This window comes from Pseudomonas sp. Tri1 (assembly GCF_017968885.1).
GTDB lineage: Bacteria > Pseudomonadota > Gammaproteobacteria > Pseudomonadales > Pseudomonadaceae > Aquipseudomonas.
Genome location: NZ_CP072913.1, coordinates 2,950,233 through 2,962,943, shown reverse-complemented (window position 1 = coordinate 2,962,943; position 12,711 = coordinate 2,950,233). Strand labels below are relative to the sequence as shown.

Sequence of the window (12,711 nt, the reverse complement as noted above, 5' to 3'; positions counted from 1 at the left end):
CGGGTACCACGATGAGGCAGGTCGATGCGTAGATTCTTGAGCCCCTTGGCGGCCGCGGCATTCATGCTCGGTGGTTGTTCGCTTATTCCGGACTACCAACGCCCCGATGCACCGATAGCTGGACAATATCCGCAGACATCCGCCTATGCCCCCGCCCTCTCGGGCCCTATCGCGGCTGAGCAGGGTTGGCGCGACTTGTTCCAGGATCCAGTACTGCAGCAACTCATCGACAGTGCGCTGGTCAACAACCGCGACTTGCGCGTGGCCGCCCTGAACGTCGAGGCGTACCAGGCGCAATATCGGATTCAGCGGGCGGACCTTTTCCCGGCGATCAGTGCCAGTGGCACAGGTTCACGCCAGCGGCTGCCGGCCGACCTGACGGGAACCGGCGCCCCGGGGATTAGCAGCTCGTATTCGGCAACCTTGGGGATCAGTGCCTATGAGCTGGACTTGTTCGGGCGAATACGCAGCCTCAGCGATGAGGCCTCGCTGGTCTACCTGTCCAGCGAAGAAGCCCGCCGCAGCAGCCAATTGAGTCTGGTGGCCAGCGTGGCCAGCGCCTACCTGACCTGGCGTGCCGATCAGGAACTGTTGGCCCTGACTCGCGACACGCTAGAGTCCTACGAGCAAAGCTTGCGCCTGACCGAACGCAGTAATCAGGTCGGCACCGCCTCGGCGCTGGACCTGAGCCAATCACGCACGTCGGTGGAAAGCGCCCGGGCCAGCCTGGCCAAATTCCAGCGCCAGGTCGCCCAGGACCTCAACAACCTTACGTTACTGGTGGGCACGTCCGTCGCCGATGAGCTGCCCGGCCGCCCACTGGCGTCCGACTTGCTCAGCGAAGTGCCCGCAGGCTTGCCTTCGGACTTGTTGCAACGGCGGCCGGACATTCTTGAGGCCGAGTACCTGCTGCAATCGGCCAATGCCAACATCGGTGCGGCCCGTGCCGCGTTCTTTCCGAGCATCAGCCTGACCGCCAATGCCGGCAGCTCGAGCAGCGAACTGTCCGGGTTGTTCAAGGGTGGTTCGGGCAGTTGGACATTTCAACCGCAGATCAACCTGCCGATTTTCAATGCCGGCAGCCTTCGGGCGAGCCTCAATTATTCGAAGATCCAGAAAGACATCCGCGTGTCGCAATACGAGAAAGCCATCCAGACCGCCTTCCAGGAAGTGTCCGATGGCTTGGCGGCGCGCAAGACCTATAAAGACCAATTGATCGCCCAACGCGATCTGGTCCAGGCCAACCAGGACTACTACCGCTTGGCGGAACGACGCTATCGCATTGGCGTGGATAGCAGCCTGACGTTCCTGGATGCCCAACGCTCGCTGTTCAGCGCCCGACAAACCCTGATCGTCGACCGGCTGTCGCAGTTGCTGGCCGAGGTCAACCTGTACAAGGCCCTGGGCGGGGGTTGGGTAGAACGCACAAACAAAGTGACTGTGAGGTGACTGCAGATGGGCACATTCGAACCAGGGGCACTTGTACGCCTACGCTCGGGAGGTAAAACAATGGTGGTCAAACACTCTTCGTCGATCTCCCAGTTGCCCGATACCTTGCTGCTGCTGTGCGAGTACCGGGCCAAGAAGCGCCTGGTACAAGGCTTCTATGCGATCCGCGACTTGATTCCGATCTCCGGAACCCCGGGCGGCGAAAGATCCTAGCGAACCTGGGAATCGGGACGAACACCAGCCCTTGTAGCGAGGGCAGTCCGATGCCCCCTGCTCTTTCTTACCTGCGTCGTCAGACCGTACGTGAATACTGGACCGTCTTGTCGACCTCCAGATACGCGTCAAAAGCCATGGCGACGCTGCGCATCATCAATTGCCCTTGGGGCAGCAGCACCAGCGCTTGATCGGTGATGTCCAGCAGGCCGTCGCGAACCTGCTCGCGGAGCCGCTCCAGCGCATCGGCGAAGTACTCGGTAAAACGAATGCCGTGCTCGGCCTCGATCTGGCCGAACTCTACCCGTCCATGGCACATCAGCTCGCTGATGACCTCGCGTCGCAAGCGATCGTCGTCGCTCAGGCGATAGCCGCGCTGCACGGGTAGCAGGCCTTGATCCAGACGGGCGTAATACTGGGAAAGCTCCTTGACGTTCTGGTTGTAGCTGTCGCCGACCTTGCCGATCGAGGACACGCCCAGGCCAATCAAATCGCAGTCGGCGTGGGTGGAATACCCCTGGAAGTTACGCTGCAGCGTACCCTGGGCGCGGGCGCGCACCAGCTCATCGTCCGGCAAGGCGAAATGGTCCATGCCAATGTAGACATAACCGGCTTCGGTAAGGCGATTGATGGTCAGCTCGAGCAGCTCCAGCTTGCGCTCCGGCGGCGGCATGTCTTCGGGGCGGATCATCCGCTGCGCCCTCACCCGTTGTGGCAGATGCGCATAGCTGTAGGCGGCAATGCGGTCGGGCCGCAGCGCGATGATCTTGCTCAAGGTGACATCGAAACTGGCGATGGTCTGCAGCGGCAAGCCATAAATCAGGTCCACACTGACAGACTTGAAGCGCGCCAGGCGGGCCGCCGCCACCAGCTCGGCCACCTGCGCCACGCTTTGCACTCGATTGACGGCCGCCTGCACCTGCGCGTCGAAATCCTGGACGCCGAAGCTCAAGCGATTGAACCCCAACTGACGCAGGCCTTGGATCTGTTGGCCATCGATGGTCCGAGGATCGACCTCGATGGAAAACTCATGCTCGTCGCTGTCATCCATGTCGAACGATTGGTGCAGGCAGTCCATCAGGTCAGCCAATTGCTCATGGGTCAGGTAAGTCGGTGTGCCTCCTCCCAAGTGCAATTGGGTGAGTTTGCGCGAGCGGTCGAACAAGGTGGCCTGCTGGGCGATCTCGCGCTTGAGGTACGTTAGGTATTCGGCGGCGCGGTGGGTCTTGCGCGTGATGATTTTATTGCACGCGCAGTAATAGCAGAGGCTCTGGCAGAACGGGATATGGATGTACACCGACAACGGCTTGGGCACTGGCGCCTGGTTGCTGCGCTGGGCAGCGTGGCGGTATTCATCCATGGCAAACGCCTGGTGAAACTGCGGGGCCGTGGGATAAGAGGTGTAGCGCGGCCCCGGGCGGTCGTATTTTTCCACCAGGGCACGATTGAAACCGGATGCAGCATTCATGAAGGGTTCAACTTTTCAAAAGTGTGTGGGCCTGCGTCATCGAGCTCTGGATCGAACAGATTGCAGATCGCGTCCACATTCAGGCGCCCAGCGGGCAGGATGCCGATAAAACGGCTCGACAGTTCAATCAATCCCTTGTCGTGCAACACCTCCAGCAACGGCCAGATCGACGCAAAGTGCTCGCGAAACTGCAAGCCAAAACGCGCCTCGATGGCCGGGATATCCAATTCCAGGTCGCAGGAAAGCTGTTCGATCACGGTCGCACTGACCTGATCCTGCGCCTCACATCGCCAGCCACGACACACCGGCAACTGCCCGGCGTCCAACTGCTGACAGTACTGCAGCAGATCGTCAGTGTTCTGCACGTACAGGTGTTCGATCTGGGTGACAGCCGACAAGCCAAACCCCACGTGATCGCAGCAACCGTGGCGGGTAAAACCCTGGCAATTGCGATGCAGGCGCCCGTGCTCCTGGGCGACCGCCAGGTCATCGTCGGCCCTGACGAACTGCCCCAGGCCAATGTAGTGATAACCTGCGCCGATCAATTGCTCGCAGCAAATCCGCCGCATGGCCTCCTTGTCCGCCTGGCTGCAAAAAGCGCCGGCCACTCCGGCGTTCTTCGAGCGGTAACGATAAGGCGCACGGGCATAGTCAAAAACGTGCAGCCGGTCCGGCTCCAGCTCGATCAGCGTGGCCAGCTTCAGGGCGAAACTGTGGGGCGTCTGCCAGGCATGGCCATAACCAAGGTCAATGTTGATCGAGCGAAAACCAAAGGTGCGCGCGGCATCTATCAGCGAATGAATCGGGGCCGGGTTCTGGTAGCAATCGACCGGCAAATCACAGTCAGCACCGATGTCGGGCACACCTATGCTGACATGGGTGAAACCCTGGTCACGAATCAGGCCCATGGTCGACCAGTCGGTGTGGTGCAGATCCACTTCGATGCTGTGATCGCCGCTGTCGTATTCGCAGAAGTCGAAGCGTTTGCGCAGATCGCTCATCAGCTTCTGCAAATGCGCGATCACGGGGGTGCCACCGGTCAGGCAAAACTGTTCGACCCGCCGCCCCGCGCCCAGGTGACAGCCGACCAGGCCCATCTCGTACGTCAGGCGTTGCAGATAGCCCTCGATTTCCCCGCACCGGCACACGCTGGCCAACGGCGAACACGAGGCCAGTCTCAAACGCGAAGGCAGATGCACCGAAAGGGACAGGGGGCGCCGCGTCTGGCGGCTGTCGCGCAACCCGCGCAACAGATCGAGCGAGCCGATGCCGCCATGGAATTTTCGCGTGCCGACCGGGCAATCGGCATCAGCCACCGCCGGGGCACTTCCCGCGGGTCGCTCACCGAGGGTTTGAAACAGGTCGAACATGACAATCTCCGAGTGGCAGCACAGCGACAGTGTCCGACGTTACCCGCCGGGGCTCCTTGACCTGTATCAAGCGCCTTGGAACCACGCCGTTATCGCTCACCACGTGACGTAGAACATGCCCTTGGCCAACAACACAATCGCCACCATATGGAGAAACACACTGGTGTGGATGATGTGCACGTAACGGGCGTTCATGCGGGCACTCCTGAACAACCACATGGCCCAGAGAAAGTGTCCCAGCACACTGCCCGCCAGCAGGATCTTCAACCCCAGCAGCAAACCGAAAGATGATTGCAACGGCGACGACAGCAACGGCCAATAGCGTAGCCAGACCATGGCGCCACCTGCGCCGAACAGCACCAACAGCACCCAAGGCATCAACTGGCGCGCGCGTTGGCTGATGCCTTGCTCCAACAGCACCATGACCTTGGCAGGCAATTGTTTGCGGATGCTCTCCAGGAACAACACCTCGAAAAACACCGTGCCGATGAAAACCAGCGCGGCGAACAGGTGCAGGGTCAAAAACAGCGGATAACTCATGGGACTCCTCGGCCACCCTGCTTCAGCGGGCGGTTTATACGAGGTTATCGCGCTGACGGTGCGAGGGGGTTGATGCCAATCAAGGAACGCGTGTGTCCGGTATAAGCCACACCACCGCCCCCTGAGGGAGCCAGCTTGCTCGCGATAGCGCCGGATCAGCAGCATTAGTGTTACCTGACACACCGCCATCGCGAGCAAGCTCGCTCCCACAGGATTACGCCGCTGAAAGCGTCAACATAACGTTACTTTTTTGAAACACCTCACAACCGTTGATCAGTTACTCCGTTTTTTTGACACTTCACCGATATTCGGTCACAACTTTTGCGCTCCGCTGGGTCATAACACTTTGGCTGCCGATGGAATATTGGCATCTAGCGCGGTTTTAGCCAGATACGGAGATAAGCTCATGATTTTCAACGTACAAGATTTTGGCGCCAAAGGAGATGGCATCACCGATGACACGGCGGCGATACAAAGTGCGATTGATGCGGCGGCCGCGGCAGGTGGAGGTCAGGTGTACATGCCGACCGGGACTTATATCGTTTCGGCAGGCGAGGAACCGTCCGACGGCTGTTTGATGCTTAAAAGCAACGTCTATCTGTACGGCGACGGCATGGGCGAAACCACAGTCAAGGTGGCTGATGGTTCCGACACCAAGATCACCGGGGTCATCCGCTCGGCTTATGGCGAGGAAACCCACGATTTCGGGGTCAGCAACCTCACCATCGACGGCAACCGCGACAACACCACCGGCAAGATCGACGGCTGGTTCAACGGCTACATCCCTGGCGAAGAAGGCTACGATTCCAACGTCACCCTCGACAGTGTCGAGATCAAGGATTGCTCAGGGTACGGTTTCGACCCTCACGAGCAGACCGTCAACATGGTCATCAAGAACAGTGTGTCCCACGGCAACGGCCTGGACGGCTTCGTTGCTGACTTCCTCAGCGACAGCACGTTCGAAAACAACGTGGCCTACGACAACGACCGCCACGGTTTCAACATCGTCACCAGCACCCACGATTTCACCATGACCAATAACGTCGCCTACGACAACGGCGGCAATGGCATCGTGGTCCAGCGCGGCAGCGAGGACATTCCCTCCCCCAGCAACGTCACCATTACCGGTGGCGAGGTGTATGGCAACGGCGCCGAAGGGGTGCTGATCAAGCTGTCCAGCGAAATCACCGTCAGCGACGTCGACATCCACGACAACAGCAGCGCCGGGATTCGTATCTACGGCAGCAACCACGTCGAGATCCTCGACAACACGCTGAACAACAACTCCCTGGGCGGCGCCGTACCGGAAATCATCATCCAGTCCTACGACGATACCCTGGGCGTATCCGGCAAGTACTTCAACGGCAGCGATAACACCATCCAGGGCAACATCATCAGCGGCAGCGACCTGTCGACCTATGGCGTCGCCGAACGCAACGAAGACGGCACCGATCGCAACGCGATTATCGGCAACACCATCAGCCACACCAGCAAGGGCGCCACGCTGGTCTATGGCGATGGCAGCTACGTCAGCGACACGGTACCGATGACCACTGTGCAAGGTACGGCGGGCAACGACACCCTGCTGGGCAGCGCCGCCAGCGAGATTTTCTATGGTGGGGCCGGCAACGACACCATCAATGGCGGGGCCGGTGTCGATATTCTGGTGGGCGGCGCGGGCATCGACAAACTCACCGGCGGCGCTGGTGCCGATACATTCCGCTTCGTCGCTCAATCCGACAGTTACCGCAACGCCACCTCCAGTTTCGATGACACCATCACCGATTTCGATGTCACCCAAGACAAGATCGACCTCGCCGGTCTCGGCTTCACTGGCCTGGGCAATGGCCGTGGCGGTACCTTGCAGGTCAGTTACAGCGCCAGCAGCAACCGCACCTACATCAAGGACTACGATGCCGATGCCAGCGGCAATCGCTTCGAACTGATCCTCACGGGCAACCTGACCAGCACGCTGACGGCCAGCAACTTCATCTTCAATCGGGTGGTCACCGGCACCAGCGGCAGCGACTCGCTGCTGGGTAGCGATTCGGCCGATACCCTGCTCGGCCTTGCGGGCAACGACAGCCTCAGTGGCGGCGCCGGTGACGACAAACTCGACGGCGGTGCCGGCATGGACACCCTCACCGGCGGCGCCGGGGCGGACACCTTTGTGTTTTCCAATCGCCTGGACAGCTACCGCAACTACAACACCGGCGGCGCCAACCTCGGTGACCTGATCACCGACTTCAATGTCAGCGCCGACAAGATCGACCTCTCGGCCATGGGCTTCACCGGCCTGGGGGATGGCAAGAACAACAGCGTGTACCTGGTGCTCAACAGTGCCGGGACCAAGACCTACATCAAGTCCCTGGAGGCCGATGCCAATGGCAACCGCTTCGAAGTAGCGCTGGACGGCAATTACCTCAACACGCTGACCAGCGCCAACTTCGTGTTTGCCACTTCGCCAACGGTCAACCATGCGCCAGTGGTGGCAACGGCATTGCTGGATCAGAACGCCACCGAAAACACCCCGTTCAGCTACGTGGTGCCGGCCACCAGTTTCAGCGACCCAGATAACGACAGCCTCAGCTACACCGCCAAATTGGCCGATGGCAGTGCGCTGCCCAGTTGGCTGGTTTTCGATGCAGCCACCCGCACCTTCAGCGGCACGCCCAGCGACACTGCATCGGGCACTTACTCCATACAGGTCACCGCGACCGACGGCAGCAATGCCACCGTCAGCGACAGCTTTACCCTCGCGGTGCAGGATGTACCCGCGCCCCCAACAATCATCAACGGCACGCCGAACAACGACACGCTGACCGGCACTGCGGCCAACGAGCAACTGTTTGGCGGCGCCGGCAACGACACCCTTAACGGCGGAGCGGGCAACGACATCCTGGTGGGTGGTACCGGCGTGGACAAACTCACCGGCGGCGCGGGGGCCGACGTTTTCCGTTATACCTCCAAGCTCGACAGCTACCGCACCAGCTCCACCAGCGCCAGTGACCAGATCCTCGATTTCGACGTGGCCGCCGACAAGATCGACGTCTCGGCACTTGGTTACACCGGCCTGGGCAATGGCCTGAACGGCACACTGCAAGTGACCTACAGCGCCTCCTCCAATCGCACCTACCTCAAGGACCTCACGGTCGATGCCAACGGCAACCGCTTCGAGGTGTCGCTGGCGGGCAATCTGGTGAGCAGCCTGACCGCCAGTCATTTTGTCTTCGCCGACCAGAACACACCCAGCAACGTGGCGCCGGTCGTGGCCATACCGCTCCTCGACCAGAATGCCACCGAAAGCACGCCGTTCAGCTACACCGTGACTCACGACAGCTTCACCGACGCCAACCAGGACGTGTTGACCTACACCGCGACCCTGGCCGATGGCAGCGCCCTGCCCACCTGGCTGAGCTTCAATGCCAGCAACCTGACCTTCACCGGTACGCCCACCAGCACTGCGTCCGGCAATTACAACGTGCTGGTCAAGGCTACCGATCCGTCAGGCGCATCGGTCAGTGACAGCTTCGCCCTGGTCGTCGCCGATGCCCCCGCCAACACCGTCACCGGCACCAATAACGCCGAGACCCTCAATGGCACGGCTGGCGCGGACCTGATCCTCGGCCTCGGCGGCAACGACACGATCAAGGCCGGCACCGGCGCAGACGTTGTCGATGGCGGCGCCGGACGCGACTCGCTGTACGGTGGAGACGGTGCCGACACTTTCCGCTACACCAACGTGCTCGACAGCTACCGCGACTACGACACCGGCGGCGTCACCGCCACCGACACGATCTATGACTTCACCGTGGGCGTCGACAAAATCGACGTTTCAGGATTGGGCTTTCTCGGCCTTGGCGATGGCAGCAATGGCACGCTGTACATGACCCTGAACGCGGCTGGTGACAAGACCTACATCAAATCCGCCGAGGCTGACGCCGATGGCAATCGCTTTGAAATCGCCCTCAACGGCAACTACCTCAACACGCTGACCGCCAGTGATTTCGTGTTCGGCGAACGCGCCCAGCAGGACATCCTCTACCTGCCGACCCTTGGCCAATCCAATGCGCGCCTGCTGCGCATGACCGAGGACGACGACCAGTCCGGCACCTCGATGCTGGTCAATGACCTGGACCGGTACACCACCTATGACGTGCGCAGCCAGTTCACCGATGCCGACGGCAATGGCATCGACATCGCCGTCGGCGGTAGCACGGTCAACGGCCTGTCCACCCTGGGGCCCGATGAGCTCAAATTGTGCTGGTGGTTGACCGACACCAACCAACCGGGGCCCGCGCTGTTGCGGGCCGTGACGCTGCTGCGCGAGCAACTCACCGAACTGCAATCGATCGATAACGTCACCATGGGCATCATTTGGGGCCAGGGCGAGGAAGCCGCCCAAGAGATCGCTCGGTCCACGGACAAAGCGGCGGCAGCTGCGGCTTACAAGGCCGCGACGCTGAAGGTGTTTGATTACCTGCATGCCCAGTTCGGCAATTTCAGCGTGTACATGATGGAGACCGGTCACTACGAAGAGGATGCGGCCCGGGCCCGTGGCTATTCGGAGGAGAAAATCGCCTCCATCGTCGAGGGTGTCGGCTACGTCCGTGCCGCCCAGGAGGCCATCGCCGCCGAGCGCGCCGACGTCAAGCTGGCGGTGGACTACACCGACCTGCCCCTGCGCTATGAAGTCGATCCGCTGGTGTATCCCGACGACGTCTGGCACCTGCACGAGGAGTCGGCGGAAATCGTCGGGCAACGCCTGGCCGACTACATCGCCGATGACCTCGGCTTCCAGGGCAACCCCAACGACAACAACAGCGTGCAGGACATATTCGATAACGCACAGAACCAGGGCGGACATATTGCCGGCACCGACCAGGACGATACCCTGGTGGGCAGCTCGGGCAACGACACGCTGGATGGCGACCTCGGCGCCGACACCATGACCGGTGGCGATGGCAACGATATCTACGTGGTCGACAACGCGTTCGATAGCGTGGTGGAAACCAACACTTCGACCTCGCAGATCGACACCGTGCAAGCCTCGGTCAGTTGGACCCTGGGCGCCAATCTCGAAAACCTGGTGCTCACCGGGGTATCGGACATCGACGGCACCGGCAACGAGCGGCGCAACTTCATCACCGGCAACGCCGCCAATAACGTGATCGATGGCGCCGCAGGGGCCGACAGCATGAGCGGTGGCGATGGCAACGACACCTACTACGTCGACAACGCCGATGACGCGGTGATCGAAACCAACAGCAATGCGGTGCCCGGCGGCATCGACAGTGTCCACAGCAGCCTGGCGGCCTATACCCTGGGCAACAATGTCGAGAATTTGTATATCGACAGCACGGGCGCCGCCAATGGCACGGGCAACGCCTTGGACAACACGCTGTTCGCTGGTGCCGGCAACAACGTACTGGATGGGCGCGACGGCAACGACACGGCCTCGTTTGAACGTGCCCTGGCCGGCGTTACCGTAAACCTCTCGACCTCTGCGCAACAAAACACCGTGGGGGCCGGCCTCGATACCTTGAAGTTCATCGAGAACCTCACCGGCAGTGCCTACGCCGACAGCCTGTCGGGCAACAGCGCAGCGAACATTCTGAACGGTGGCGCAGGCAACGATACGCTGGTGGGTGGTTCGGGTGATGATCGGCTGATTGGCGGCGCAGGCACCGACAACCTCACCGGCGGCACGGGCGCGGATACCTACGCGTTTGGCGCGTTGTCGGACATGGGCGTCGGCGCTTTGCGCGATGTGATCAACGGTTTCAAGACCACCGAGGGTGATCATCTGGACCTCACCGGCCTGGACGCCAACCCGCTGACCGCCACTGTCGACGCCTTCACGTTCATCGGCAGCAACGCCTTCGACCCCGCTAACGCCACCGGCCAACTGCGCTTTGCCGATGGCATTGTCTACGGCAGTACCAACGCCGACGCCACCCCCGAGTTCGAATTCGAACTGGTGGGCGTCAAGGAGCTGCACGCCAGCGACTTTACCGCCTGATCTGATGGGGTGAGTCTTCAGCATGGATGCTGATCGACCCACCGCTATCGCGAGCAGGCTCGCTCCCACAATGGGTCTTTAGTGGACACAAAGCCTGTGTTTGGCACAGATCTTCTGAGGGGAGCTTGCTCGCGATGGCGACGGCACATTCAACATCGATGCGCAGCGACCCACCGCTATCGCGAGCAGGCTCGCTCCCACAGGGGATTGGCTGAGCCTGAAAAATCGAGGTTCACCAGAGAACCAATGTGGCGAGGAGATTTATTCCCTGCCCACAAGGATCCAGGGATTTGGGCTATTCAAAACAGACTTTGCACCTGCTCCAGGACCGCGCGGTTCATCTGGCCCGTGTGGGTGTGCAGGCTGACATAGCTTTGCAGCATGTCGAGTTTGGTGTTGAGCAGATCCCGACGGGCCTGGAATAGCCGTTGCTGTGCATCGAGAATGTCCACCGTGGAGCGCACGCCACCCTGGAAGCCTTTTTCCGTGGAGGTCAGTGCCCGCTGATTGGACTCCACCGCGCGCTGCATCGCCTTGCTCTTGGCGAACCCGGCCACCACACCCAGATAATCGGTTTCGATATCCTCGGCCAATTGTTGCCGCTGCACGTCATAGTCGGACTGGGCGCCGGCCAATTGCGCTTCGGCCTTGGCCACGGAGGCGCGTACCGCGCCGCCACGATACAACGGAATATCCAGTTGCACGCCTACGTAGTAGGTGTCCTGACGCGGGTCGAGTTCTTGGTACTGGCGGGTTTCCCGACGGGTCAGTTGCGTGGTCAGCGACAAGGTCGGGTAATGCCCGGCACGCTGACTGTCAGCCTGGGCCTCGGCGACTTTCACCGCCGCCAGCCGCGCGGCCAGGTCGGGGCTGGCCTCACGGGCAATCGCCGTCCAGTAAGCCAAATCCTGCTCCGGCGGGATCGGGCTACCGGCGGCAATCTCTTCGCGCATCGGCTGGATATCATCGATGGGCACGCTGGCACGACCGGACAGTGCCCGCAACGCCGCCACTCGGCGGGCCTGGGCTTCGGTCTCCTGGGCCTCCACCAGATCGAGCCGGGCCTGGGCTTCATCGATATCGGTGATCGCCCCCTGGCCACCCTGATAGAGCTTTTTGCTCTGGGTGACCAACCCATTGATGACCGTTTTCTGCTGGGCGATCAGCTTGATCTCGTTCTCAGCCCGGGCGACATCGAAATAACCCTTGGCGACCCGGTCGAACAGGGTCTGGCCGGCGACGTCGAATAGCTGGCTGCCCAATTGCCCCCTGGCCTTGCCCTCTTGATACGCCGCCCAACGCCCCTTGTCGTACAGCGGTTGCTGCGCCGCCAGGGTGACGTTGTTGGCCTGGTAATCGTTACTGTTGACGTAGCCGCTGTCGTCACCGCCGTCGGTACGCCCGCCATAGCCATAGCGCGAGGACAACGACACTTGCGGGTAGAGACCACCGCGACCGATGTCTTCTTCATGCCGCGAAGCCTCGAAGGCATGGGCGGCCGATTGCACGGTTGGATCGTTGAGGCGTGAGGCATCGTAGGCGGCGGTCAGGCTCAGACCTCCTTCGCCAGCCCACACAGGATTGATCGCCGCCCAACTGGTATACAGGCTTAGCAATACACGAGAGCGGTAGCGGCAACGGTCGGTCAT

General features: G+C 61.1%; 7 protein-coding genes. 3 read left to right on the top strand and 4 right to left on the bottom strand.

Annotated features, from left to right (window positions below):
- Positions 1–24 precede the first annotated feature (24 nt).
- On the top strand, positions 25–1,449 hold the full coding sequence (gene adeC / locus J9870_RS13150; RefSeq protein ID WP_210644659.1) for an AdeC/AdeK/OprM family multidrug efflux complex outer membrane factor: 1,425 nt from the start codon (positions 25–27) through the stop codon (positions 1,447–1,449).
- 6 nt (positions 1,450–1,455) lie between these two features.
- A complete protein-coding gene (locus J9870_RS13145) occupies positions 1,456–1,662 on the top strand; it encodes a hypothetical protein (protein WP_210644657.1) in 207 nt (68 codons plus the stop codon).
- Between the two features lie 79 nt (positions 1,663–1,741).
- Here the strand turns inward: J9870_RS13145 and hemN are convergent, their stop codons facing one another.
- The 3 genes from hemN to J9870_RS13130 all read right to left on the bottom strand — a co-directional run bounded on the left by hemN (position 1,742) and on the right by J9870_RS13130 (position 5,040).
- Positions 1,742–3,130, bottom strand: coding sequence for an oxygen-independent coproporphyrinogen III oxidase (hemN, locus tag J9870_RS13140; protein ID WP_210644655.1), 1,389 nt, complete (start codon positions 3,128–3,130; stop codon positions 1,742–1,744).
- Positions 3,127–4,500: a coproporphyrinogen III oxidase gene (locus tag J9870_RS13135; RefSeq protein WP_210644653.1), complete on the bottom strand. Its 1,374-nt coding sequence runs from the start codon at positions 4,498–4,500 to the stop codon at positions 3,127–3,129. The genes hemN and J9870_RS13135 overlap by 4 nt, the downstream gene beginning before the upstream one ends.
- A gap of 96 nt (positions 4,501–4,596) precedes the next feature.
- On the bottom strand, positions 4,597–5,040 hold the full coding sequence (locus J9870_RS13130; protein ID WP_135845745.1) for a hypothetical protein: 444 nt from the start codon (positions 5,038–5,040) through the stop codon (positions 4,597–4,599).
- Between the two features lie 406 nt (positions 5,041–5,446).
- Between J9870_RS13130 and J9870_RS13125 the strand changes: the two genes are divergently transcribed.
- On the top strand, positions 5,447–11,062 hold the full coding sequence (locus J9870_RS13125) for a putative Ig domain-containing protein (protein WP_210644651.1): 5,616 nt from the start codon (positions 5,447–5,449) through the stop codon (positions 11,060–11,062).
- Positions 11,063–11,361: 299 nt separating this feature from the next.
- Here the strand turns inward: J9870_RS13125 and J9870_RS13120 are convergent, their stop codons facing one another.
- Positions 11,362–12,711 carry a TolC family outer membrane protein gene (locus J9870_RS13120; RefSeq protein ID WP_210644649.1) on the bottom strand — a complete coding sequence of 450 codons (1,350 nt, stop codon included), beginning with the start codon at positions 12,709–12,711 and terminating at the stop codon, positions 11,362–11,364.

What these genes read in the sequence shown, in the direction of transcription:
- adeC (WP_210644659.1), top strand. Translation starts at nt 25, where the DNA reads ATGCGTAGATTCTTGAGCCCCTTGGCGGCCGCGGCATTCATGCTCGGT.
- J9870_RS13145 (WP_210644657.1), top strand. Translation starts at nt 1,456, where the DNA reads ATGGGCACATTCGAACCAGGGGCACTTGTACGCCTACGCTCGGGAGGT.
- hemN (WP_210644655.1), bottom strand. Translation starts at nt 3,130, where the DNA reads ATGAATGCTGCATCCGGTTTCAATCGTGCCCTGGTGGAAAAATACGAC.
- J9870_RS13135 (WP_210644653.1), bottom strand. Translation starts at nt 4,500, where the DNA reads ATGTTCGACCTGTTTCAAACCCTCGGTGAGCGACCCGCGGGAAGTGCC.
- J9870_RS13130 (WP_135845745.1), bottom strand. Translation starts at nt 5,040, where the DNA reads ATGAGTTATCCGCTGTTTTTGACCCTGCACCTGTTCGCCGCGCTGGTT.
- J9870_RS13125 (WP_210644651.1), top strand. Translation starts at nt 5,447, where the DNA reads ATGATTTTCAACGTACAAGATTTTGGCGCCAAAGGAGATGGCATCACC.
- J9870_RS13120 (WP_210644649.1), bottom strand. Translation starts at nt 12,711, where the DNA reads ATGACCGACCGTTGCCGCTACCGCTCTCGTGTATTGCTAAGCCTGTAT.